General features: G+C 70.5%; 20 protein-coding genes and 2 pseudogenes. 11 read left to right on the top strand and 11 right to left on the bottom strand.

Annotation, left to right across the window (positions count from 1 at the left end; translation table 11 throughout):
- Positions 1-473 precede the first annotated feature (473 nt).
- The 7 genes from ACWD4G_RS28650 to ACWD4G_RS28620 all read left to right on the top strand — a co-directional run bounded on the left by ACWD4G_RS28650 (position 474) and on the right by ACWD4G_RS28620 (position 8,581).
- Positions 474-2,057 carry a TROVE domain-containing protein gene (locus ACWD4G_RS28650; protein ID WP_451298343.1) on the top strand — a complete coding sequence of 528 codons (1,584 nt, stop codon included), beginning with the start codon at positions 474-476 and terminating at the stop codon, positions 2,055-2,057.
- Positions 2,058-2,196: 139 nt separating this feature from the next.
- Positions 2,197-2,871: a GntR family transcriptional regulator gene (locus ACWD4G_RS28645; protein WP_451298341.1), complete on the top strand. Its 675-nt coding sequence runs from the start codon at positions 2,197-2,199 to the stop codon at positions 2,869-2,871.
- A gap of 56 nt (positions 2,872-2,927) precedes the next feature.
- Entirely contained in the window at positions 2,928-3,947 is a 1,020-nt protein-coding gene (locus ACWD4G_RS28640) for a 1-aminocyclopropane-1-carboxylate deaminase (protein WP_451298339.1), read from the top strand.
- A 148-nt stretch (positions 3,948-4,095) separates the two neighbouring features.
- Positions 4,096-5,145 carry a LacI family DNA-binding transcriptional regulator gene (locus ACWD4G_RS28635; RefSeq protein WP_451298338.1) on the top strand — a complete coding sequence of 350 codons (1,050 nt, stop codon included), beginning with the start codon at positions 4,096-4,098 and terminating at the stop codon, positions 5,143-5,145.
- 236 nt (positions 5,146-5,381) lie between these two features.
- A complete protein-coding gene (locus tag ACWD4G_RS28630; RefSeq protein ID WP_451298336.1) occupies positions 5,382-6,671 on the top strand; it encodes an ABC transporter substrate-binding protein in 1,290 nt (429 codons plus the stop codon).
- Position 6,672: 1 nt separating this feature from the next.
- Positions 6,673-7,719 carry a carbohydrate ABC transporter permease gene (locus ACWD4G_RS28625; RefSeq protein ID WP_451298334.1) on the top strand — a complete coding sequence of 349 codons (1,047 nt, stop codon included), beginning with the start codon at positions 6,673-6,675 and terminating at the stop codon, positions 7,717-7,719.
- A complete protein-coding gene (locus ACWD4G_RS28620; protein WP_451298332.1) occupies positions 7,709-8,581 on the top strand; it encodes a carbohydrate ABC transporter permease in 873 nt (290 codons plus the stop codon). The genes ACWD4G_RS28625 and ACWD4G_RS28620 overlap by 11 nt, the downstream gene beginning before the upstream one ends.
- Here the strand turns inward: ACWD4G_RS28620 and ACWD4G_RS28615 are convergent.
- A pseudogene (locus tag ACWD4G_RS28615) lies at positions 8,526-8,810 on the bottom strand (MFS transporter); the annotation flags it as partial. The gene ACWD4G_RS28620 and the pseudogene ACWD4G_RS28615 sit on opposite strands and share 56 nt — an antisense overlap.
- Before the next feature lie 93 nt (positions 8,811-8,903).
- On the opposite strand from ACWD4G_RS28615, the pseudogene ACWD4G_RS28610 reads away from it, so the two are divergent.
- Positions 8,904-9,230 (top strand): annotated as a pseudogene (locus ACWD4G_RS28610) (DUF5937 family protein); the annotation flags it as partial.
- Positions 9,231-9,463: 233 nt separating this feature from the next.
- Here the strand turns inward: ACWD4G_RS28610 and ACWD4G_RS28605 are convergent.
- The 9 genes from ACWD4G_RS28605 to ACWD4G_RS28565 form a co-directional block, all read right to left on the bottom strand.
- On the bottom strand, positions 9,464-10,684 hold the full coding sequence (locus ACWD4G_RS28605) for a TerD family protein (protein WP_451298357.1): 1,221 nt from the start codon (positions 10,682-10,684) through the stop codon (positions 9,464-9,466).
- Between the two features lie 97 nt (positions 10,685-10,781).
- A complete protein-coding gene (locus ACWD4G_RS28600) occupies positions 10,782-11,816 on the bottom strand; it encodes a hypothetical protein (protein ID WP_451298330.1) in 1,035 nt (344 codons plus the stop codon).
- Positions 11,817-11,866: 50 nt separating this feature from the next.
- A complete protein-coding gene (locus ACWD4G_RS28595; RefSeq protein ID WP_451298328.1) occupies positions 11,867-12,091 on the bottom strand; it encodes a hypothetical protein in 225 nt (74 codons plus the stop codon).
- Positions 12,092-12,243: 152 nt separating this feature from the next.
- A complete protein-coding gene (locus ACWD4G_RS28590) occupies positions 12,244-13,233 on the bottom strand; it encodes a zinc-dependent alcohol dehydrogenase family protein (protein WP_451298326.1) in 990 nt (329 codons plus the stop codon).
- Positions 13,230-14,081, bottom strand: coding sequence for a carbohydrate ABC transporter permease (locus ACWD4G_RS28585; protein WP_451298324.1), 852 nt, complete (start codon positions 14,079-14,081; stop codon positions 13,230-13,232). Before ACWD4G_RS28585 ends, ACWD4G_RS28590 begins: the two co-directional genes overlap by 4 nt.
- Complete coding sequence (locus ACWD4G_RS28580) at positions 14,078-15,016, bottom strand: carbohydrate ABC transporter permease (protein ID WP_451298322.1); 939 nt, start codon at positions 15,014-15,016, stop codon at positions 14,078-14,080. The genes ACWD4G_RS28585 and ACWD4G_RS28580 overlap by 4 nt, the downstream gene beginning before the upstream one ends.
- A complete protein-coding gene (locus tag ACWD4G_RS28575; protein WP_451298320.1) occupies positions 15,013-16,383 on the bottom strand; it encodes an ABC transporter substrate-binding protein in 1,371 nt (456 codons plus the stop codon). Before ACWD4G_RS28575 ends, ACWD4G_RS28580 begins: the two co-directional genes overlap by 4 nt.
- Before the next feature lie 83 nt (positions 16,384-16,466).
- Positions 16,467-17,237 carry a DeoR/GlpR family DNA-binding transcription regulator gene (locus ACWD4G_RS28570; RefSeq protein WP_451298318.1) on the bottom strand — a complete coding sequence of 257 codons (771 nt, stop codon included), beginning with the start codon at positions 17,235-17,237 and terminating at the stop codon, positions 16,467-16,469.
- Between the two features lie 319 nt (positions 17,238-17,556).
- Positions 17,557-18,381: an NAD-dependent epimerase/dehydratase family protein gene (locus ACWD4G_RS28565; RefSeq protein ID WP_451298316.1), complete on the bottom strand. Its 825-nt coding sequence runs from the start codon at positions 18,379-18,381 to the stop codon at positions 17,557-17,559.
- A 282-nt stretch (positions 18,382-18,663) separates the two neighbouring features.
- Here ACWD4G_RS28565 and ACWD4G_RS28560 point away from each other — a divergent pair, with 282 nt between their 5' ends.
- The 3 genes from ACWD4G_RS28560 to ACWD4G_RS28550 all read left to right on the top strand — a co-directional run bounded on the left by ACWD4G_RS28560 (position 18,664) and on the right by ACWD4G_RS28550 (position 21,392).
- Positions 18,664-19,599 carry a 5-dehydro-4-deoxyglucarate dehydratase gene (locus ACWD4G_RS28560; RefSeq protein ID WP_451298314.1) on the top strand — a complete coding sequence of 312 codons (936 nt, stop codon included), beginning with the start codon at positions 18,664-18,666 and terminating at the stop codon, positions 19,597-19,599.
- 74 nt (positions 19,600-19,673) lie between these two features.
- Entirely contained in the window at positions 19,674-20,846 is a 1,173-nt protein-coding gene (locus ACWD4G_RS28555) for a hypothetical protein (RefSeq protein ID WP_451298312.1), read from the top strand.
- Between the two features lie 102 nt (positions 20,847-20,948).
- Positions 20,949-21,392 (top strand): hypothetical protein, encoded by a 444-nt coding sequence (locus ACWD4G_RS28550; RefSeq protein ID WP_451298310.1) that lies wholly within the window; start codon positions 20,949-20,951, stop codon positions 21,390-21,392.
- A gap of 121 nt (positions 21,393-21,513) precedes the next feature.
- Here ACWD4G_RS28550 and ACWD4G_RS28545 read toward each other — a convergent pair whose 3' ends face one another.
- Positions 21,514-22,749, bottom strand: a complete 1,236-nt coding sequence (locus tag ACWD4G_RS28545) for a hypothetical protein (protein ID WP_451298308.1) — start codon at positions 22,747-22,749, stop codon at positions 21,514-21,516.
- Between the last annotated feature and the right edge of the window lie 331 nt (positions 22,750-23,080).

Here is a 23,080-nt window from a genome sequence, read left to right as displayed (position 1 = left end):
CACTGGTCACACTGGCGCCGCCGCCATCAACACCGCGCCCGCCTCAGCCACTACCGCCGACGAGGCCACCGACCCCCATAACTGCGGCTGCAGTATTAGAGCACCAATGTTCGGTTCCGCCGACTTCGATCTCTGGACACCCAAAACTTCATGCACCTCCCGGTGCGCGGGCCGCGGCTACTTCTTCTCGTAAAAGAAACCGACGCCGCAGCCGACTTGATCTCGGGAGGCGCAGCACAAGGTGGGTGCCCGGTGCGCAGGCAGCGGATACTTCGGGAACTGGTGGGGGTGACTCCTCATACGGGTTCGAATCCCGTCATCGACTCCGGGAAACCGGGACGGTCGATGTGGCGGAACGGAAGACGCGCCAGTTTATAAGCACCGCCGCCGAATTCGACCTCGGGCACCCTCCTTTTGCTGCGCCTCCCTCCGAAACGACAGTGAAATTCGAGTGGATTCGGGGGAATTCAGCGATGGCACGCTTCAACACCAAGGGCACCAAGGCGCAGCCCACTTCGCGGGTGACGTCGACGGGCCGGGTGCTGCGTACCTACCAGGGCGGACGCGGCAGCGAGCGGGACGAGCGCTCCGAGCTTTTCCTGCTGTCGATCGCCAACTTCGTGGCGCAGAAGACCTTCTACGAGTCCGCCGAGGACCGCGACGACCGCTTCGCCGAGCTGGTACGGCGGCTCGCCGTCAGCGACCCGGAGTGGACGGCCGGTCTGCTGGGCTGGCTGCGCGGCGAGGGCAACCTCCGTACGGCCTCCCTCGTGGGCGCCGCCGAGTACGTGAAGGCGCGGCTGGAGGCGGGAGTCACCGACGGCCCGGCCAACCGGCAGGTCATCGACTCCGTGCTCCGGCGCCCGGACGAGCCCGGTGAACTGCTCGCCTACTGGACCTCGCGGTACGGCCGCGGCATCCCCAAGCCGGTGAAGCGGGGCATCGCCGACGCCGTACGGCGGATGTACCACCCCAAGTCGCTGCTGAAGTACGACACCGCCTCCAAGGGCTACCGGTTCGGCGACATCCTGAACCTGGTGCACGCGGCGCCGGACCCGGACAAGCCGTGGCAGGGCGACCTCTTCCAGTACGCCCTCGACCGCCGGCACCACCCGGACACGGCCGTCGTACCCAAGTCGCTGCCCGTGCTCACCGCCCACCGCGACCTGATGGCCCTGCGGCCCGCCAAGCGCCGCAAGGTCGTCACCGGGTCGAAGGGCGCCGAGCGGCTGGCCGAGGCGGGGATCACCTGGGAGGCGCTGGCGGGCTGGCTGCAGGGGCCGATGGACAAGGAGGCATGGGAGGCCGTCATCCCGTCCATGGGCGCCATGGCTCTCGTCCGCAACCTGCGGAACTTCGACCAGGCGGGCGTCTCGGACGAGGTCGCTGCGCGGGTGGCGGCCAAGATCAGCGACCCTGCCGAGGTCGCCCGGTCGCGGCAGTTCCCGTTCCGCTATCTCGCCGCGTACCGGCACGCGCCCTCGCTGCGCTGGGCGTACCCGCTGGAGCAGGCGCTCGGTCACTCGCTGGCCAATGTGCCCGCGCTGCCGGGCCGGACCCTGGTCCTGGTCGACCGCTCGGGCTCGATGTTCTACTCCCGGCTGACCGACCGCTCGTCGCTCACCTACGCGGACGCGGCGGCGATCTTCGGTACGGCGCTCGCGCTGCGGGCGGCGGACGCGGATCTCGTCGAGTTCGGGACCACGAGCCGGCGGGTGAGGTTCGACAAGGGCGAGTCGGTGCTGAAGATCCTGGAGCGCTTCGGCGACCTGGGCGGCACCGACACCACCGCGGCCGTCCGCAAGCACTACAAGAAGCACGACCGCGTCCTGATCGTCACCGACGAACAGGCCACCTACAGCCACTACGGCGACCCCACCGCCCAGGTCCCGGCCGACGTCCCGGTCTACACCTGGAACCTCGCCGGACACCGGGCGGGCCACGGTCCCTCCGGCAAGGCGAACCGCCACACGTTCGGCGGCCTCTCGGACGCGGCGTTCCGTATGGTTCCGCTGCTGGAGGCGGCCCGTGACGCCGACTGGCCGTGGGTCGGCTGAAGAACGGCGCGACCGTCCGCGAGGGCCGTGCGCGGCCGCGCGGGTCGCGGTGAACCGGGGGTGAGTGTGGCCCGTGTCCCAGGGGGGATACGGGCCACACGCTTGTTCGGCCCTGGACTGACATCTAACATTTCAGTTCATGGAGGCCATACGACCGGTGGGACGCACCCTTCTCAGGGACCGCGCCTACCAAGCCATCCGGGACGCCATCGTGGCCGGGGAGATCCAACCGGGCGCGGTGGTGCGGGACGCCGAGTTCGCGGAGCTGCTGGGGCTGTCGCGGGCGCCGGTGCGTGAGGCGTTCTCGCGGCTGGTGGACGAGGGGCTGCTGGAGAGCAAGCCGCAGAGCTATACGCGGGTGACGCCCGTCGTGGCCGCCGATGTCCGCGACGCCGCCGCCGTGGTCGGGGCCATGCACGAGCTGGCCACCCGTGCCGCCGTGCCCCGGCTGTTCGCCGCCGACGTCGAGACGATGCGCTCGGCCAACGAGCGGTTCGCCGCCGCCGTCCGGACGGGCGACGTCGACGCCGCCCTCGACGCCGACGACGAACTCCACGACGTCCTCGTCCGCGTCAGCGGCAACCGCGCGGCCGCCGCCACCATCGCCCGCTACACCCCCCTCATCCGCCGCCTGGAACGCCGCCGCTTCGGCGAGGGCGGCAACTGCCGCTCCGCGGGCCTCCACGACCGACTGATCGACGCCTGCGCGACCGGCGCCACCGACGAGGCGGTCCGCGTCACGGCCGAGATCTGGCAGGGTCTCGCCGCCCTCGCCGACGACCCCGACGGCGACTCCCTCGCCGAGGATCACTGACCCATCGCACCACCGCCCACCCCGTACCGATAACCCCCTGTCTCCCGGGAGGACCCGTGTCCCTGTCGTCCTACGAGCGCTACCCGCTTCTCTTCGGGCCCTCGCCGGTGCACCAGCTGGAGCGGCTGACCGATCACCTCGGCGGAGCCTCCCTGTGGGCCAAGCGCGAGGACTGCAACTCCGGTATCGCGTACGGCGGCAACAAGACCCGCAAGCTGGAGTACCTGGTCGCCGACGCCCTCGCGAAGGGCTGCGACACCCTCGTCTCCATCGGCGGCGTCCAGTCCAACCACACCCGCCAGGTCGCCGCCGTCGCCGCCCGCGCCGGGCTCAAGTGCGTCCTCGTACAGGAGAGCTGGGTCGAGTGGCCCGACGCCGTGTACGACAAGGTCGGCAACATCCTCATCAGCAGGCTGGCCGGCGCCGACGTACGGCTCGTCCAGGCCGGCTTCGGCATCGGCTTCAAGGAGAGCTGGGAGCAGGCGCTCAGGGACGTCGAGGAGAGCGGCGGCAAGCCGTACGCCATCCCGGCCGGTGCCTCCGACCACCCCCTCGGCGGCCTCGGTTTCGCCGGGTGGGCGTACGAGGTCGCCGAGCAGGAGCGGGAGTTGGGCGTCTTCTTCGACACGGTGATCGTGTGCTCGGTGACCGGCTCCACCCAGGCGGGCATGGTCGCCGGTTTCGCCGCCCTGGAGGAGGCGGGCGGACGCCCCCGACGCGTCCTCGGCATCGACGCCTCCGCCAAGCCCGCCGAGACCCGCGCCCAGGTCGCCCGTATCGCGCACAACACCGGCCAACTCATCGGCGTCAAGCGCGAGTTGACTGAGGTGGACATCGAACTGGACGAGCGCTACCACGGCGGCGTCTACGGCGTCCCGGACGATGCCACCCTCGTGGCCATGCAACTCGCGGCCCGCACCGAGGGCATGATCACCGACCCGGTCTACGAGGGGAAGTCGATGGCAGGGATGATCGACCTGGTCGAGCGCGGCGAGATCGACCGCGACTCCACCGTCCTCTACGCCCACCTCGGCGGCCAGCCCGCGCTGAACGCCTACAGCGGGGTCATCCAGTGACGCCGTAGGGCTGGGACGCCGTGCTGCCGCAGCGCGATGACGCCGTGCTGCCGCAGCGCGACGGCACGGGGATGCCGTAGTGCCGGGGCGCGTTGATCGGCACACCGCTTCTGCCGCACCCCCCACCTGGCCGGTTACAGTGCTCAGCGTGTGGGCGGACGATCAGCAGGGGGAGTCGGGCGGGGAGCGGGCCGGGAGTGACGGTCCCCGGCGCCGGGCCACGATCCATGATGTGGCCCGGCTGGCGGGGGTGTCCCGGCAGACGGTGTCCCGGGCGGTCAATGACAAGGGCGAGATCGATCCGGCCACCAAGGAGCGGGTGCTTCAGGCGGCCCGGCGACTCGACTACCGGCCGAGCCGGTTCGCGCGGGGGCTGGTCCGGAAGGGGACCGTCACCGCGGGCCTTGTCATACCGGACCTGATGAACCCCTTCTTTCCCGAGGTCGCCGCAGGGGTGTTGGAAGCGGCCGAGCAGCGGGGCTGGCAGGTGGTGGTGTGGGACACCCGTACCGATGAAGCCCGGGAGCGGGAGGCGCTCGATGTGCTCTCCCACCAGGCCGACGCGGTGGTCGGGTACTTCAAGAACCCCGAGGACGTACTCGCCCGGCAACTCGGGGGAGTTCCGCTGGTGCTGCTCGAACGGGGCCCGCAGCAGACCCGGTTCGCGGCCGTCGGTATCGATGTGGCCGCTGGTCTTGAGCAGGGCATGGCCCATCTCGTCCGTGCCGGGCACCGCCGGATCGGTCTGCTCGACGGCGACCGTCTCCATCCGCCCGGCCCCCGCCGACAGGCCTTCCTCGACGAGGCCCGGCGGCACCGACTGCCCGTCGACGACGGCTGGATCGCGATGTGCCCCGAGCACAGCGTGGCGGGCGGCGAGGCGGGGATGGCGCACCTGCTCGACGCACGGCCCGGGATCACGGCCGTCGTCGGGTTCAACGACCTGATCGCGGTCGGTGCGATGCGTGCCGCCCGGCGCCGGGGCCGTCGTGTCCCCGACGACCTCGCCGTCCTCGGCTTCGACGGGCTCTCCCTCGGTGAGCTGGTCGAACCCGCCCTGACCACCCTCCACATCGACAAGCGGCGCCTCGGCCGGCTGGCCGTCGAACAGGTCGCCCGCCTGCGCGCCGGGGAGCCGCGGATGACGGGGGCGGACGCGTGGGTGGTGCCCGAGCTGGTCGTACGAGGCTCCGCCTGAGCCCCGTCCACCGCAACCCTCCCAAACCCTCAATACCTGTGCTCTGCACGTCCCTTGACACTGGTTTTCGGACGCCCCGATACTCGACGGCAACGTTCACGTGAACGCTCACGGGCTCTCGGAACTCCCCCTCCCACGCTGTCGGCTCACGCCATGGGGCCGCTGCCGACATCGTTGTCCGAGCTGCCCGAGCACCCCACCCCGGAAGCGAGCGCGCGCCCATGGAACACCGCACGATGTCCCGTCGACGATTTCTGGGGGCCGCGCTCGGCGGCGGAGCGGGGGCCGCGCTGCCCCTGCTCACGGGGTGCGGGACCACCGGCGGTTCGGTGTCCGCGGGCACCGATCACCTCGGGATCTGGTACTGGCAGGGCTCGCTGAGCGACAAGCTGCTGGCCACCGCCGAGCGCGGGGTGCCCGGGGTGCCGGGGCTGAAGGTGAAGGGCTCGCCCATCGCCGGTGAGTACAAGGCGAAGATCCGCACCAGCCTGGCGGCCCGCGCCTATGTGCCGGACATGGCGGTGGCCAACTCGGATGTGTCGGTGTTCTTCCCGGACGAGCAGGAGTTCCTGGACCTCAGGGACCTCGGCGCGGACGCGGTCGAGGACCAGTACCTGGACTGGAAGTGGAAGAGCGGGATCAGCCCGTCCGGCCGGATGATCGGCTTCCCGCTGGACGCCGGGCCCACCGCGCTCTACTACCGCCGTGACCTCTTCGAGAAGGCGGGACTGCCGACCGAGCCGGACGAGGTCGCCGAGGCCACGTCGACGTGGGAGAAGTTCCTCGCCACCGGGCGCGCCCTGAAGGCGAAGGCACCTCAGAAGCCGTATCTCGTCTCGCAGATCAGCTATGTCTTCCGAATGGCGCTGTACCAGAGCCCCCGGCAGTTCGTGGACGCCGACAACCGTTTCATCGGCGACCAGGAGCATGTGAAGCGGGCCTGGGACCTGGCCGTGGAGACCTACCGGCAGGGGCTCAGCGCCCGGCTGCTGGACAGCACACCCGACTACAACGCGGCCGTGAGTGGCGGCCGGGTCGCCTCGATGATCACCGCCGTCTGGTACATCAACGGCCTCAAGCAGACCGCGCCGAAGACCTCCGGCCTGTGGCGGCTGACCTCACTGCCCGGCGGACCGACGAACTACGGCGGCTCGTATGTCACCGTCACCCGCTACTGCCGCGATCCGGAAGGGGCGTTCGCCTTCCTGAAGTGGATGCTCGGGCCGGAGAACCAGCTGAAGGCCTACCAGGAGATGGCACTGTTCCCGACGACCCCCGCCGCGTACGACCAGCCCGCGATGCGCAAGGGGGACCCCTTCTTCGGCGGCCAGATACCCGTCGACGTCTTCGGCCCGGCCGCCGAGAAGGCGCCGGTCATCTTCTTCAGCCCCTACGAGGGGGTCGCCAACACGCCCGTCTTCCAGGAGCTGACGAATGTGGAGAAGCTCGGCAAGAACCCCGACAAGGCCTGGCGGGACGCCATGAACGCCTGCGAGCGGGCGCTGTCCCAGCTGGGGGTGAGCTGATATGGCGACCGTCACCGGAGCGGCCGGGACCCCCGTGGCCGACGGCTCTCAGAAGCCGGGCGGCGGCCGGGGCGCGAGTGGGAGCGGGAGCGGGGGAGCGGGCGCGGGCGCCTCGCGCGCCCGGCGCTGGAAGCACCTTCCGCCCTATCTCGCGATCTCCCCGTACTACCTCCTCTTCGCGGTCTTCGGCGCCTTCCCCGTCGGCTTCTCCCTCTATCTCTCCTTCCAGGACTGGGACGGCATCGGCGAGAAGCGTTTCGTCGGTTTCCAGCAGTACGAGTGGCTGCTGAAGGACTCGGTGTTCTGGCACTCGATCCTGAACACCTTCGAGATCTGGTTCATGTCCACGGTGCCCATGCTGTTCCTGGCCCTGGTCATCGCCTTCCTCCTCAACTCCCAGGTGCGGTACGCCTCCGCGCTGCGTGTGGCGTACTTCGTCCCCAACGTCACCTCGATGGTCGCGATGACCGTCGTCTTCGGCTCGGTCTTCGCCCAGGCGGGCCTCGCCAACTCCGCGCTGCGCGCCATCGGTGTCGACGAGATCGACTGGCTCTCCTCGAACTTCGGGATCAAGTCGGCGATCTCCGTGATGATCATCTGGCGCTGGGTCGGCTACAACGCGCTGATCTTCCTCGCGGGCATCCAGGCCATCCCCACCGAGCACTTCGAGGCCGCGAGGGTCGACGGGGCGAACAGTTGGCAGACCCTGTTCCGGGTGGTGGTACCACAGTTGCGGCCGGTGATCCTCTTCGCCGTCATCACCTCCACCATCAACGGGCTGCAGATCTTCACCGAGTCCCAGGTGCTCTTCTACTCCGACGACCCCGGCACCACCGGCGGCCCCGGCCAGGAGGGCATGACCATCGTGCTCTACCTCTGGCAGAAGGCCTTCAACGACCACCAGTTCGGCTACGGCGCGGCCATCGGCTGGCTTCTCTTCGCGCTCATCGCCCTGTTCGCCGTCATCAACTGGCGGCTGGTCTCCGGCTCCGAACGCGACGAACGCCGCGGTATCTCCAGGCGGAAGGGGGCCCGCGATGGCCGCTGACACTCCCACCCAAGTGAACGCCGGGTCGGCCATCGGCTCCGGCAGCCGGCGGTCACGCGTCCTCGTACGCGTACTGCTGCTGGCCGGCGTACTGGTCTCGCTCTTCCCCTTCTACTGGCTGGTGGTGATGGCCTCCATCACCACCGAGGACATCCTCAGCTATCCGCCACGGCTGGTGCCGGGCACCCAACTGCTGCACAACATGGGCGAGGTGATCGACCGGGTCCCGTTCTTCAGCTCGCTGCTCAACACCGTCATCGTGTCCGTCGTCGGCACGGTGCTGGTGCTGTTCTTCGACTCGCTGGCCGCGTTCGCCTTCGCTAAATATGAATTCCCGGCCAAGCGCCTGCTGTTCGGCGTGCTGCTGGCCACGTACATGATCCCGGCGCAGCTGTCGCTGGTGCCGCAGTTCGTCACCATGGCCAACTTCGGCTGGGCGGGCTCGCTGAAGGCGCTCGTCATCCCCGGCGCGGCCAACGCGTTCGGCATCTTCTGGCTGCGGCAGTACGCCAGGAACTCCCTGCCCGACGAACTGCTGGACGCCGGGCGCATCGACGGCGCCGGCTTCTTCCGGCTCTACTGGCAGGTGGCGGTGCCGCTGTTCCGGCCCGCGCTGGCGTTCCTCGGCATCTTCACGTTCATCCACCTCTGGAACGACTACATCTGGCCCCTCGTCATCATGATCGACCCGGAACGCGTCACCCTCCAGGTCGCCCTCGCCAACCTCAACGTCGCCTACAACACGGACTACGCCGTGGTCATGGCGGGAGCGTTGATGAGCGTGATCCCGCTGATCGTCGTCTTCCTCATCGGCGCCCGGCACTTCCTGCGGGACCTGGCGGCCGGGGCGACGAAGATGTAGCGGCAGCCGCGGCTTCCCCGTCCTCCTCGGCGGCGACGCCCGCGGCGGACACGAGCGTCGCGGCGGTGAGGCCGCCCCGGAGGACGGTCGGGCCATGGGGCGCGAGCGCGACGATGACCGCCGGGGAGATGGCCGGGCCGGAGCCCGTGGAGAGTTCGAGGCGGGCGAGGGTGCGTCCCAGGACCTGGGGCGGGGAGAGGGCGGTGACGAGTGCGGTGGCGCTGCCCGCGTCCTCCGGCGTTCCTCACAGGCCGACTTCCTGCTGCCCGCCCGGCCCTCGTCGAGGAGTTGGACGACGTGGACCGGATCGACGACAAGACCTGTGCGACGGCGGCGCTCGTCACCACCTGCGGCGGCGGCAGCCGGTCCCGGCTGCCATGCCGTCGCCGCTCACCGACGCCACCGCCCGCGAACGCGCCCTGGATCTCACCGGGCCCGGGGCGCGCGGCAGGAGGCATCCGCGGAACGACTGCTCGCGGACCCCGCCGCCGTACGGGCACGGGTGCGCGACACCCTCGAACAGTGTGCCGAGGCGTTCTTCGACACCGCCTGGACGGGCGTCGCCGTACGACTCGCCACCGATCTGCGCCTGAAGAACGACCCGTTGAAGCGCCGGGGCATCGGGGCGGCACTCGCCTCGGTCTCCGGCGCGGTCGCCTTGGCCCCGGACGGCGACCACATCGTCGTGGACGAACTCCGGACGAGGCGACCGCCGCCCAGGGCACTGGGGTCACCTTCATCCCCAGCGCCGCGTCTTGCCGTCCTGCGCCGAGCGGGCCTGCTCACGGCCCGCCGGCACGTCCGCCACGTCCGCCACGTCCGCCACGCGCTCGACCTGCCCGACCTGACGGGCCTGGGCACCGCCCTGCCGGCGGGATGGACCTACAGCGCCTGGGCCGCCGGCTTCACCATCCCCCTCACCGTGCGGGACTTCACGAAGTCGCCCATGGCGGTCATCTCCCACTCGCCGGAGAACTGCTTGATCAGCTTGGCCATCATCACGCCGGTCTGGGGCTCGGCGTTGGTGAGGTCGAAGCGGACCAGTTCCTCGCCGGTCGAGGCGTCGAGGAGGCGGCAGTAGGCCTTGGCGACCTCGGTGAACTTCTGGCCGGAGAAGGAGTTGACCGTGAAGACCAGGCCGGTGACCTCCTGGGGGAGGCGGCCGAGGTCGACGGTGATCACCTCGTCGTCGCCTCCGCCCTCACCGGTGAGGTTGTCACCGGAGTGGCGGATGGCGCCGCTCACGATCTGGAGCTTGCCGAAGTAGCAGCTGTCGATGTGGTTGCGCTGCGGGCCGTAGGCGATCACCGAGGCGTCGAGGTCGATGTCCTTGCCCCGGAACGCCGGCTCCCAGCCGAGACCCATCTGGACCTGGGAGAGCAGTGGGCGACCGCCCTTGACCAGGGAGACCGTCTGGTTCTTCTGGAGGCTGACGCGGCCCTTGTCGAGGTTGATCTTGCCGGTGCCGGCGGGCGGGGCGGGCGGCGCGGCCGGGGGCGCGGGCGGTGTCTGGAGGCGCGGGTCCATGGGCGGGGCCGGCGGGGCCACCGGAGGCCGCATCGTGGGGGCGGGCGGAACCGGGGCGGCCGGGGTCTGGGCGGGGGCCGCCGGTTCCTCGACTGTGACGCCGAAGTCCGTCGCGATACCGGCCAGGCCGTCGGCGTACCCCTGGCCGACCGCGCGGGCCTTCCAGGCGCCGCCCCGCAGATAGATCTCGACGACCACCAGGGCCGTCTCCGTGCCCAGCCGGGGCGGGGTGAACGTGGCGATCACCGAGCCGTCGTCGGCGCCCTTGATCGTGGCCGTCGGCTCGATGCCCTGGAAGGTCTGCCCGGCCGCGTCGGGGCTGGCCGTGACGACGATCTTCTCGATGCCCGGGGGGAGGGCGGCGGTGTCGACGGTGATCGAGTCGGGGGTCGCGCCGCCGCCGGAGCGGTAGGTCACGCCCGGGCCCGTGGGCTGGTTGTAGAAGATGAAGTCGTCGTCCGAGCGCACCTTGCCGTCGCCCGTGAGCAGCAGGCCCGACACGTCGAGCCGCACCGGTGCGGCGACCTCGACCGCGATACGGGTGGTGGGCAGCGGGATGTTCGAGCCGGGGGTCATAGCTGTCATGCCGGGTGAACGACCCAGCCCTCTTTGCCGTTCCCTTACCCGACCCCGTTCGGATCAACGGTTCGGCTCAGGGCCGCAGCAAGGTTTGTCAACGGTGGCCGTAGGCGTCCAGGACATGGCCGTACCGCTCCTCGAAGAGCCGCTCGTGCTCCGGGGTGAAGTGCTCGCGCCAGCCGCCGATGCGCCCCTTGTGGAACGAGAACGCGGTGTCGTTGAACACCTCCTCCGCGATGCGCTCCGGATCGACGGCGGTGGCACCGGCGACTCCAGAGGCTCCGCCGACCCCAGCAATCCCGATGGCCCCAGCGGCTCCGGCTGCCCCGGTCGCCCCGACGAACTCGGCGAGGCGGGCCACCGCCGCGTACTGCGCCTCGCGGGAGCCTCCGCCACGCGGGCCGACCAGCTCCTCGAAGGTGACCTTGCAGACGGCGGGGTGCCGCAGCAGCCACAAGCCGCGCTCGAAGGCGTCGGCGCCGGGGAAGCAGGGGTCGGTCAGGGCGATGGTCAGCCGGTCCTGGAGGGAGTCGGCGGTGCGCAGGATGTCCTGGTAGATGCGGTGGTCCGAGAAGTGGCCGACGCCCCGGCCGGTCCCGCCGGAGAGGAAGTTGACCATGGAGAGCAGGACGTCACGGGGATCGCGGTGGTTGAGGATGATCCGGGGCGAGCCGGTGTCCAGCCATTCCTGGAGGAAGGCGTCGTCGACCCGGTGCGGGTCCAGCTGATGCAGGAACCAGCAGACGCCGGTCGGGGTGTCGGCGAAGCGGCGGGCCGCGCTCCGGGTCAGGGTGCGGGCCACGAGGTCCTCCGGCGGGGCCTCCTCGCGAGGCCCGCGCCAGGGGATGCCGAGCCGGACCCGCCACGCTCCGTGGAGCGCGGCGACGGCGTCACCGATGGCCGCGTCGATGGCGGCCCGGTCGTCGCTGGTGGTGATCCGGCTCAGCTCGTCCTCGTCGTAGACCGAGGTCAGCACCCGCCACAGCTCGTCGCCCTTCAGGGTGGCGAGGGTGTCGGCGGTCGTGGACACCTCCCCGTACAGGGAGTATCCGAACCGGGACATCACCTCGCTCACCAGGTGTGTCCCCGACTTGCGCAGGGACACCACGAGGCAGTGGGGTGCGGTCATGGCGCCGATCACGGACCTCGGTCCTCTACGTGCCCTTGTGTTCGCTCGCGTTACACAGGGGGGCAGGAGTGGTCGTTGGCGTGGGGGCCGCAGTAGTCGGAGGTGGACAGGATGTGGCCCTCGCCGAGGGCGTCCTGGAATGCCTGGCTCGCGGCCGCCGGGGCGGCGTCCTTGACCTCACCGCTCGCGGCGTTCGCGGTGGCGGGCAGACCGAACAGGGCGACGGCCGCGGCGCCGGCGGCCACAGCGGAAAGGGTCGATGTGCGATGCGTCATGAGAGCACCTTCGCGAAGTGTGGGGGGTGGTCGACGATCAGTAGATCAACCTTTGCTTGAAGTTGCAAGAACTCCCAGAAGTTGCAAGCATCCGTGGAGGGGCGGGAGTTGGCGTCCGGCGACGGAGCTATGAGGGCGGTGCGGACCTCCGGCTACGGCACCACCACGATCTTGCGGCCGATCCCGGATGCGAACTGATCCAGCGCCTGCGGGTACTGGTCCAACGGCAGTCGGTCGCTGATGAACACCTCCGGGTCCAGGACCCCGGTCGCGAACAGTTCCGCCGCCCGCTCGAAGCTGTGCAGGACGGCCATGGAGCCGGTGATCGTGATCTCCTGGTTGTAGATGCGGTACGGGTCGATCGTCACGCGCGTCGCGTAGTCGGCCACGCCGAACTGCAGGAAGGTGCCCGCCTTGGCGACCCGGTCCAGGCCGTCCTGGATGGCGGCGGCGTTGCCGGTGGCGTCGATGACCACGTCCCAGCCCTGGGGGCGGTCGAGTGCGTCGGCGCTCGCGGCGGACGCCGAGACACCCAGCCGCCGGGCCGTCTCCAGCCGGGAGGGGTTGACGTCGACGACGTCCACGCCCGCCGCGCCGGTCCGTTTGGCCAGCTCCAGCATCATCAGGCCCATCGTCCCGGAGCCGTAGATCAGCACATGGGCGCCCAGCCGGGATCGGAGCACGTCGTAGCCCCGTACCGCGCAGGACAGGGGCTCCACCAGGGCCGCGTCCTGGGTGCGGATGTGCTCGGGCAGGCGTACGCAGTTGGCCACGGGCGCCACCGCGTACTGGGCGGCGCCGCCCGCCGTGGTCACACCGATCGCGGCCCAGCGTTCGCAGAGGTTGTTGTGGCCGGTACGGCAGTGGCGGCACTCGTGGCAGTACAGGGAAGGGTCCACCGCCACCCGGTCGCCCACCGACAACTCCGTGACCCGCGCGCCGAGTCCGACGACCTCGCCCGCGAACTCGTGGCCCGGCACGATCGGCAGCCTCGGCGCGAACTCGCCCTGGAGGATGTGCAGATCGGTGCCGCACAGACCGCACGCGGCGACCTGGACCACGACCTCGCGGGGGCCCGGTGTCGGGTCCGGGACCTCGGCGACGACGGCCTTGCCCACGGACTCGATGACGGCGGCCTTCATTTGACGGCTCCCAAGGACAGGCCCTGGACCAACTTGTCCTGGGCGGCGAACCCCGCGGCGAGCACCGGCAGGGAGATGACGAGCGACGCGGCGCACACCTTCGCCAGGAACAGCCCCTGGCTGGTGATGAAGCCGGTCAGGAAGACGGGGGCGGTCTCGGCCACCACACCGGTCAGCACACGGGCGAACAGCAGCTCGTTCCAGCTGAAGATGAAGCAGATGAGGGCCGTCGCGGCGATACCGGGGGCGGCGATGGGGGCCACCACGCGGGCCAGGACCGTGGGCAGCCGGGCGCCGTCCAGCTGCGCCGCCTCGATCACCGCCACCGGGACCTCCGCCAGGAAGGACTGCATCATCCAGACGGCGATCGGCAGGTTCATGGAGGTGTAGAGCAGGACGAGAAGCCAGATGTTGTCGAGCAGGCCCGCGTTCTTGGCGAAGAGATAGATGGGGAGCAGACCCGCCACCACCGGCAGCATCTTCGTGGAGAGGAAGAAGAACAGGACGTCCGTCCACTTCCGCACCGGCCGGATCGACAGGGCGTACGCCGCAGGGAAGGCCAGCAGCAGGACGAGCAGCGTCGAGGCGGCGGACGCCACCGTCGAGTTGATCAGGGCGGGCCAGGGGCTGGCGCCGCCGTCCACGCCGAAGAACTCGCGGTAGCCGTCCAGCGTCAACGCGGCCGTGAAGGACGGCGGGTTGGTCGCCGCGTCCGACTCCGAGTGGAAGGACGTCAGCGCCATCCAGGCGATGGGCAGGAAGAACAGCAGCCCGGCCAGCCAGGCGGCCACCGTGAGCCCGGCGCCCTTGACCGTGCGGGAGCGTACGTGGTTCGTCGTGTCGCTCATCCTCGCGACACCTCCTCGCGGAACAGCGACGAGACCACGCGCAGCGCGAACGTCGCGATGATGATCGAGCCGATGACGACCAGGACGCCGGCCGCCGAGGCGAGACCGTTCTCATGGGCCTGGTAGAAGGTCTGGTAGACGGTGTACGGCAGGTTCGCCGTGCCCAGGCCGCCGGATGTGATGGTGAAGACGGCGTCGAAGTTCTGGACGATGTAGATCGAGCCCAGCAGCGCGCCCAGTTCGAGATAGCGGCGCAGGTGGGGGATCGTCAGATGGCGGAAGATCTGCCAGTCGCTCGCGCCGTCCACGCGCGCGGCCTCGATCTGCTGATGATCACGGCTCTGTAGCCCGGCGAGCAGGATCAGCATCATGAACGGCGTCCATTGCCACACCAGAGAGGCCTCGACGGCGAGCAGCGGGGTCTCGGAGATCCAGTCGGGCTGCGGGCCGCCCACGTAGTGCAACAAGCCGTTGAACAGGCCGTATTCGGGGTTGTAGAGGACGTGCTTCCACAGCAGTGCGGCGGCCACCGGGACCACCAGGAAAGGGGCGATCAACAGGGTGCGGACGATGCCCCGGCCGCGGAACCTCCGGTCCAGCAGCAGGGCGAGCAGCAGGCCCAGGACCAGGCTGGCGAGGACCACGGCGACCGTCAGCAGGATCGTCGTCCACACCGAGCGGCGCAGCTCGGGGTCGGTGAGGACCTCCCCGTAGTTGGCGAGCCCGGCGAAGCTGCGCGCGTCGGGGTAGAGGGAGTTCCAGTCGAAGAGGGAGATCACCAGGGTGGCCACGAACGGGAGTTGGGTCACGGCGATCATGAAGATCAGGGCGGGGAGGAGCGGGGCGCGGGTGGCCCAGGCGCGCAGCCGGGGGCCCGGCCGGCCGCCCGTGCGTACGGGGTTGGCGGCTATCGGGGCTGTCGTCGTCGCGGTCATCGTCCCTCGTACTCCTCGGAGATCTCCTCGGCGAGCGCCTGTGCCTTCTTCAGGGCCGACTCGACGGACTGGCGTCCGGCGATGGCCGCGCTGATCTCCAGGGAGACCTTGGTGCCGAGATCGGTGAACTCGGGGATGCCGACGAACTGGATGCCGGGCGCGGGGCGCGGCTGCACCCCCGGATCGGTGGGCCGGGCATCCTCGATGGCCTCGCGGGTCATCTCCTGGAAGGCGGCGGCCTCTTCGGCGTACGCCGGGTTCGAGTACGTCGACTCGCGCTTGCCGGCCGGGACGTTGGACCAGCCGATCTGATCGCCGACCAGTTGCTCGTACTGCTTGCTCGAAGCCCAGGAGACGAACTTCCAGGCCTTGTCCGGGTTCCGGGAGGCCTTCTGGATGCCCCAGGCCCAGGTGTAGAGCCAGCCGGAGGAGTCCGTCTTCTCGACCGGGGCGGGCGCGTAGCCGATCCTGCCCTTCACGGGGGAGCCGTCCGCCTCCAACGACCCGGCGGCGGACGTGGCGTCGTACCACATGGCGACCTTGCCTTGGGTCATGTTGTTCAGGCACTCGGCGAAACCGGCCTGTGCGGCGCCCGATTCGCCGTGCTCGCGCACGAGGCCGACGTAGAACTTGGTGGCCTTCTCGAACTCGGGGGAGTCCAACCGGGCCTTCCAGTCCTTGTCGAACCAGGTGCCGCCGAAGGTGTTCACGACCGTGGTGAGCGGGGCCATCACCTCGCCCCAGCCGGGCAGGCCGCGCAGACAGATGCCCTTCATGCCGTCCTGGGCGCCGTCCGCCCGCGCGGCGAGGTCGGCGACCTGCTGCCAGGTGGGGTGCGCGGGCATCGTCAGGCCCTTCTCCTCGAAGACGTCCTTGCGGTACATCAGGAAGGACGACTCGCCGTAGAAGGGCTGCCCGTAGAGCTTGCCGTCGTCACTGGTGAGGGACTCGCGCATCGGCTTGAGGATGTCCTGCTGGTCGAAGGAGGGGTCCTCGGCGACGTAGTCGTCCATCTCCTCCAGCCAGCCGTTGCGGGCGTAGATCGGTATCTCGTAGTTGCTGAGGGTCGCCACGTCGTACTGGCCGGCCTGGTTGGCGAAGTCCTGGCTGATCTTGTCGCGGACGTCGTTCTCCGGCAGGACGGTGAAGTTCACCTTGATGCCGGTCTCCTCGGTGAAGTGCGCGGCGGTGAGCTTCTGCAGCTCCTGCATCTGCGGGTTGTTGACCATCAGCACGTTGATGGAGTCGCCGCCGGACCCGGACCCGCCCGCCCCGACCCAACAGCCGGAGAGCAGCGGGGCGAGCAGCGTCCCAGCGGCGACCACGGCGAGCGTGGCTCGCGGCCTCCGTCGGCTCGGGGTGCGCATGAATCGCTCCTGGACGTAGACATAGGTGGACATAAAGGGCATCGCGCGGGCGCGACCACCCGGCTCGTGTGTGGCGCGGCTGTTCAGACGCGAATGACCTGCGGCCCCAGCAGCGCATATCGGTGGGCCTCTGCCGCAGGCAGCAGCGTGCTGGTGACGATCGCCTCCAAGTCGCCGATCCCGGCGAAGCGGCAGAAGCTGACCGCGCCGAACTTGGTGTGGACGCCCGCGAAGACGGTGCGCCGGGAGGCGCGGATCGCCTGGGCCTTGACCTCGCTGACCGCCGGGTCGGGGGTGGTGAGCCCGTGGTCGCGGGTGATGCCGTTGGCGCCGATGTAGGCCAGGTCGATGACGAACCCGGCGAGCATCTTCGTCGTCCAGTGGTCGACGGTGGCGAGCGTGCCGGGCCGTACCCGCCCGCCGAGCAGCAGCACGGTGGTGTTGCCGGCCTCCGCGAGGGCGCCCGCGGTGGCGAGGGAGGCGGTGACCACGGTCAGCGGCCGGTCGCGGGGCAGGGCCTCGGCGATGAGCTGCGGGGTGAAGCCCTCGTCGACGAAGACCGTCTCGGCGTCCCCGAGCAACTCGGCCGCCGCGGCGGCGATCCGGCGCTTCTCCGGGACATGGCTGGTCGCCCGGAAGGCGAGTGTCGTCTCGAACCCGGCGCTCTCCACGGGATACGCGCCCCCGTGCGTACGCCGGACCAGACCGTGGTCCTCCAGGGCGCGCAGATCACGCCGTACGGTCTCCTTCGCCACGCCCAGTTCGGCGGCGAGTTCGGTGACGTCGACCGAGCCCGTGCGGCGGGCGGCCCTGACGATCTCGCGTTGGCGTTCCTCCGCGCTCATGGCCGACACCTGCTCTCCCTCGCCGTAGTGCTGCCCGTTCGGGCCCGGTGGGGGCCTCGGGGGAAGTTCTACAGCGGGTGCGCGGCGCCGACCAGGTCTGTTGCCCATCCGATGCTGCCCGAGCGTGCCCGTTTCACCCGGGCACCCGCCCGTCGCGGACCTGGGGCGGAGGGAGGACGGGAGTGAGATCGGGCAGCGGGCGTGCCCGAATGCGCCGGCGGGCGGGCCCGTTCAGTGCCCGCCCGCCCTTTTCCGCACGCCGTACGGCCCTCGTTTTCCGCACGACGCGCGCTCCCGGCCCCGTCGGTGTCCGGTGGTGTGACCCCCGTCAGTACGGCCAGATCGGCGGGTCGCTCACGAAGTGGCCGCCCAGGTAGGTGTGGGCCGTGTTCTCGTCGTCCAGGTCGCCCTGCTCGGCGATCAGTTTCTCGGCGTACGGCTCGGAGTCGTCCTGCGGTTCGTAGCCGAGGGCGCGGGCGCTGCTCAGGTCCCACCACAGGCGGGTGTTGGCGGAGGAGCCGTAGACGACGGTGTGGCCGACGCCCTCGGCGGTCAGGGCCGCGTGGAAGAGACGGGCGCCGTCGGCCGGGCTCATCCAGAGCGACAGCATGCGCACGCTGGTCGGCTCGGGGAAGCAGGAGCCAATGCGGACGGAGACCGTCTCCAGGCCGTGCTTGTCCCAGTAGAGCTGGGCCAGGTCCTCGCCGAACGACTTGGACAGACCGTAGAAGGTGTCCGGGCGGCGCGGGGTGTCGAGAGGGATCAGCGCGGACGCGTCCAGCGGGGTGTCGCCCTTGGGGCGCGGGGTGAAGCCGACGGCGTGGTTGGAGGAGGCGAAGACGATCCTGGGCACGCCTTCCTCGCGGGCGGCCTCGTACAGGTTGTACGTGCCCTCGATATTGGCCTTGAGGATCTTCTCGAAGGGGGCTTCCAGGGAGATGCCGGCGAGGTGGATGATCGCGTCGACGCCTCGTACGGCTTCGCGCAGGGCCTCGCGGTCGGTGAGGTCGGCGGCGATCGCGTCCGGCTCGCCCTCGATGGGGCGCAGGTCGAGCAGGCGCAGCTCATAGCCGTACGCCGGGAGCAGCTCCCGCATCAGGGTGCCGAGGCCACCGGCGGCGCCGGTGAGCAGAACGGTGCGGGGAGCGGGCATCCTCGGGTCTCCTTGCATCGCCATCCATGCATGGGCATCCATGCACGCCCGTGCATATCTGCGTCCAGCATTCACATTCATGGACACGCTAAGCGGGCTGATCTGGTGCGTCAAGTGTGCCCGCGACGGCGTGAAATCGCTGGTGCGGTGCGGGTTGTGGCGCTTGACCGCCCCCAAGTGGGCGCCTTAGCGTGACCTCGTTCAGAAATGTAAACAACGATCAGTGACGTGGACTGGGTCGCCACGTCGGCCCTGATCGGCGACTAGGACTTGGGAGAGCCCGTGACGTCAGCCCCCCTCGCCGCTCGACTCGGTGTCCCCAGCGGGCCGCTGTTCTTCCCCGTCACGGCGTACGGCCCGGACGGCACACTCGACCTCGACGTCTACCGCGCCCACATCCGCCGGGGCGTCGAGGCCGGTGCCGCCGCCGTCTTCGCCTGCTGCGGCACCGGCGAGTTCCACGCGCTCACCCCGGAGGAGTTCCAGGACTGCGTACGGGCCGCCGTCGAGGCGACCGCCGGACGCGTCCCCGTCGTCGCCGGCGCCGGCTACGGCACCGCCCTCGCCGAGATCTACGCGCGCCTCGCCGAGGAGGCGGGCGCCGACGGACTCCTCGCCATGCCGCCGTATCTGGTCGTCGCCGCGCAGGAGGGCCTGCTGCGGCACTACCGCCGCCTGGCCGCCGCGACCTCCCTCCCGGTGATCGTCTACCAGCGCGACAACGCCGTCCTCACCCCCGACACAGTGGTCGAACTGGCCCGCACGGACCGGATCGTCGGCCTCAAGGACGGCCTCGGCGACCTCGACCTGATGCAGCGCATCGTGAGCGCGGTACGCGCCTCGGGGACGGACGACTTCCTGTACTTCAACGGCCTCCCCACCGCCGAACTGACCCAGCCCGCCTACCGCGCCACCGGCGTCCCCCTGTACTCGTCGGCCGTCTTCTGCTTCGTCCCCGAGATCGCCCAGGCGTTCCACCACGCGATCGGCACCGGGGACGTTCCGACCGTGAACCGCCTCCTGGACGGCTTCTACCGCCCCTTCGTCGAACTCCGCTCCCAGGGCCGCGGCTACGCCGTGTCGCTGGTCAAGGCGGGGGTACGGCTGAGGGGACTGGACGTCGGCGAGGTGCGGCCGCCGCTGCACGAACCGGCGGAGGACCATGTGAAGCAGTTGGGACAGCTGATCGAACGCGGGTACGCGTTGCTGGAAGAGTAGGACGCGTACGAGCACGAGCACGCGTACGAGAACGCGTGGAAGCACCAGCACGAGTACGAAGGCCGGGAGGGCAAGTGAAGGCGTCGACGTTCGTCTACCCATGGGACGTCAACGGCGATCCGGGCGCCGCGGAGCGCATCGCCGGACTCGGTGTGCGGCAGGTGACGCTCGCCTCCGCCTACCACTCCACGCGGGCGCTGACCCCCCGCCACCCCCGGCACCGCATCGTCACCGCCGAACACGCGGCCGTGCTGTACCCGCCGGGCGAGAGGTGGGAGGGGCGTACGCTGCGGCCGTACCCGGCGGGGGAGTGGGCACCCGGTGACGCGTTCGGGGAGGCCGCCGAGGCGCTGGCCGCCGCCGGGCTCGACGTGCACACCTGGGTCGTCCTCGCGCACAACTCCCGCCTGGGCGCCGAGCACCCGTCAACCTCCGTCGTCAACGCGTACGGCGACCGCTATCCCTGGGCACCGTGCATCGCCCAGCCGGCGACCCGCGAGTACCTCATCGACCTCGCCGTCGAGGCGGCGATCCGCCCCGGGGCCCTGGGCACCGAACTGGAGTCCCTCGGCTGGTACGGCCTCCAGCATCTGCACGCCCACGACAAGACCGGCGGGGTCGGGCTCGGGGACGCCGGGCACTACCTGATGGCGCTCTGCTTCTGCGGGACCTGCCGGGAGGGCTACGCCGGGGTCGGCCTCGACCCGGACGCGCTGGCGGTGGCCGTCCGCGCGGCACTGCAGCCGTTGTGGCGCGGCCGGCCCGTCGACGGGGACGAGGGCTGGCCGGCCGTGGAGAAACTGCTCGGCGCCGAACTGGCGACGGGTACCCGCGCCTGGCGTGACGACGTCGCCCGCACCCTCCAGGAGGCGGCCGTGCGCACGGTACGGGGCGCCGCGCCGGAGGGCTTCCAGATCCTGCTCCACGCGGACCCGGTGACGTACCACGTGGGGGCCAACCCCGGAGTCGACCCGGCGCACATCCTCGCAGTGGCGGACGGGGTGGTCGTGCCATGTGCGGGAGGGCCGGGCCTGCTGCCCGCGTTCGCCGAGGTCGGCGTCGAGGGGGCCGTGATCGCCGCCAACTTCGGTGTCGTGTCGGGGATGGGCGGCAGCCCGGGAACCCTGGCGGACGACGCGGGGCGGGCCGCCGAACTCGGCGCCACCGAAATCCGGCTGTACCACGCCGGGTTGGCCTCGGACCAGGATCTGACGGCGGCGCGGGAGGCGCTGACCGCGGTGGGGTGAGGGTTGAAGGGGCGACTCGCCGCATGGGAGAGGCGCCTTGTGGCGTGGAAGAGGTGCCTTGTGGCATCGCGAACCTTCCGGACCTCTGAGGAGGCGGCAACCGTGGCTTCCGAGACCGGCGTCGGCACGACCGCTCTGCTGTGCGGGCAGCCGTTCCGGCCGCCTGCCACCGTCGGCGTGCTGGCCCTGACCGGCCGGTTCCCCGCCGCGGTGCCCGCTGGTGAGGAATCGGTCGTCGGTACGGTCGAGGCGACCAGCCGGACCGCCGTCCGGGGACTGGCGGCCCCGGTCGCCGAGGTGTTCCTGGTCCGCGACGGCCGTGTCGTGACGCTGCCGGTGGCGCGGGACCTGATCGGGGTCCCATGGGATGCCGCCCCCGGGGAGAGCAGACGGCTGACCGGTGAGGCGACCCTCGTGTCCTGTGACCCGGACGTGGGGCCCCTGCCGCCGGGCGCCTACGACCTGTACGCGCGGGTGGTGATCATCCCGGACGGCGGTGCGCCTGTGGAGTCCTTCGGCGGACCGTGGCCACTGGAGGTGCGGTGACACGGCCGGAGGGGGACCGAAGGAGATCCACAGGCGCGGGCGGTGGCCTCGGGGACGGGTGTCAACCCGTCAGACGACGATCAAACTCGTCAGGACGACGGTCAACTCGTCAGGACGACGGTCAGCCCGTCACGATGCCGACCCCGAGTGCGGAGGCCACCTCGGGGTAGCCCTGGGCATAGGCCGTGCCGGTGTTGCCCGCGATGACATGACCGCGAATCCACACGCTGGTGGAGTCCTTGACGTAGAACGGCGCACCGGAGTCACCGGGTTGGGGCAGGGTGCCCCCGGTGAAGGCGACGACGGGCGACTTGCAGCCGGTGCCCGTGCACACCTGCGCGGTGGTGCTGGTCGCCGTATGGCCGCAGTGCTCGCCGGTGGTGCGACCGCTGTGGCAGTAGTCGTCGAAGCCGACGACCGCGCCACCGGCCCCGACCACCGGGAGGCTGCTCATGCTGTCGATGCCGCCGGTGAAGATACGACTGGCGTAGGACTGCCCGCCGATGAGTTCCACATCCATCGGATGGCCGGTGACCGTGGGCAGACGCCGGTGGGAGACGGTGCCGTACACATATCTGCCGGACTCGGTGGTGACGGTGGCGCCGTCGGCGAAGCAGTGGCCGGCGGTGGTCATGAACCGGGTCCCGGCGCCGTTCTGGACGGCGTAGCCGGAGGAGCAGATGCCGGCGCCGGGTGAGGTGATGCCGCCACCGCCGTAGAAGGCCGGCGAGTCGTCCCGGCGACTGAACCTGTCGCCCGTGGTCGTACGGCGCACCTGCGCCTCGTCCGCGGCCTCGTCCTGACCGGGCGGCTCGCCGTTGAGGTTGGTGAGCGTGGTCACCACGCTCTGCGGTGCGTCGGTCTCGATGACGATCCTGCCGGTGGCCGGGTCCACATAGCTGCCGAAGGTGTGTTTGGTGCCCTCCGCGTCGACGTAGCGGGCGATCCGTTCCTGGATCGTCGCCAGCGCCGACGCCGCGTCGGGCGGCACGCTCAGCGGAGCGTCGGCGGCCCGGTCGGGAGCGCGGCTGTCGTCCCGTGGCGCGACCGGGGCGGTCGGGGATTTCCCTTCCCGGCCGGGTGCGCTCGGTGCGCCCTGCGCCGGACCCGCGCTCAGACCGGTCAGCACCGCGACCGTCGCGACGGCGGCGAACAGCGTGCCGGACAGCGTTCTCCTGGACTTGGACATGGTGGTCCTCCTGGGGGTGCCACGGATCAGGGCCGTGGAGTGGTGAACTGACGGACAGACGGAGGAGACCGGCGCAGGGACGACGAACTCGCCGATGCTCCGGGAGCGGAGGTGCGCACCATCCACCCCGAGTCTGATCGCGTCGACACCGGTGCCGGAATCGCTCATTCAGGTGAGGGGGTGGTGTATGCCCCCAGGGCCAGGCGTGTTCGGACGCGCGTGGCGCAACTCCCGCACGAACCCTGATCCCCGCGGTCCGATCAGACCTCCGAACCGCTCCGGCGCCTCCCCCCTCCAGGACGAGGAGGGCCGGTCCGACGGACGCGCAGCAGCCCCGCCGCGGCCAGGAGCAGGGCCGCCGGCGGAGCCGGGGGCTACGGACAGCGGAGCCGAGGATTCTCCGTACGGCGGCGCGATGAGTTCTTCGTACGACGGCGGTCTATCTCTTGAGGGGGAACGTTGACGGGATCTGCGAAGGGACCGGCCGGCACCCTTCGGG

The sequence above is a fragment of the Streptomyces sp. NPDC002643 genome, from assembly GCF_053592555.1.
This window is presented reverse-complemented; position numbering and strand designations above follow the sequence as displayed.

Bases quoted from the DNA above. Each gene is read 5' to 3' on its own strand.
- ACWD4G_RS28585 (WP_451298324.1), bottom strand. From the start codon at position 14,081: ATGAGCGACACGACGAACCACGTACGCTCCCGCACGGTCAAGGGCGCC.
- ACWD4G_RS28630 (WP_451298336.1), top strand. From the start codon at position 5,382: ATGTCCCGTCGACGATTTCTGGGGGCCGCGCTCGGCGGCGGAGCGGGG.
- ACWD4G_RS28605 (WP_451298357.1), bottom strand. From the start codon at position 10,684: ATGACCCCCGGCTCGAACATCCCGCTGCCCACCACCCGTATCGCGGTC.
- ACWD4G_RS28620 (WP_451298332.1), top strand. From the start codon at position 7,709: ATGGCCGCTGACACTCCCACCCAAGTGAACGCCGGGTCGGCCATCGGC.
- ACWD4G_RS28600 (WP_451298330.1), bottom strand. From the start codon at position 11,816: ATGACCGCACCCCACTGCCTCGTGGTGTCCCTGCGCAAGTCGGGGACA.
- ACWD4G_RS28590 (WP_451298326.1), bottom strand. From the start codon at position 13,233: ATGAAGGCCGCCGTCATCGAGTCCGTGGGCAAGGCCGTCGTCGCCGAG.
- ACWD4G_RS28545 (WP_451298308.1), bottom strand. From the start codon at position 22,749: ATGAGCGATTCCGGCACCGGTGTCGACGCGATCAGACTCGGGGTGGAT.
- ACWD4G_RS28650 (WP_451298343.1), top strand. From the start codon at position 474: ATGGCACGCTTCAACACCAAGGGCACCAAGGCGCAGCCCACTTCGCGG.
- ACWD4G_RS28580 (WP_451298322.1), bottom strand. From the start codon at position 15,016: ATGACCGCGACGACGACAGCCCCGATAGCCGCCAACCCCGTACGCACG.
- ACWD4G_RS28575 (WP_451298320.1), bottom strand. From the start codon at position 16,383: ATGCGCACCCCGAGCCGACGGAGGCCGCGAGCCACGCTCGCCGTGGTC.
- ACWD4G_RS28625 (WP_451298334.1), top strand. From the start codon at position 6,673: ATGGCGACCGTCACCGGAGCGGCCGGGACCCCCGTGGCCGACGGCTCT.
- ACWD4G_RS28595 (WP_451298328.1), bottom strand. From the start codon at position 12,091: ATGACGCATCGCACATCGACCCTTTCCGCTGTGGCCGCCGGCGCCGCG.
- ACWD4G_RS28565 (WP_451298316.1), bottom strand. From the start codon at position 18,381: ATGCCCGCTCCCCGCACCGTTCTGCTCACCGGCGCCGCCGGTGGCCTC.
- ACWD4G_RS28645 (WP_451298341.1), top strand. From the start codon at position 2,197: ATGGAGGCCATACGACCGGTGGGACGCACCCTTCTCAGGGACCGCGCC.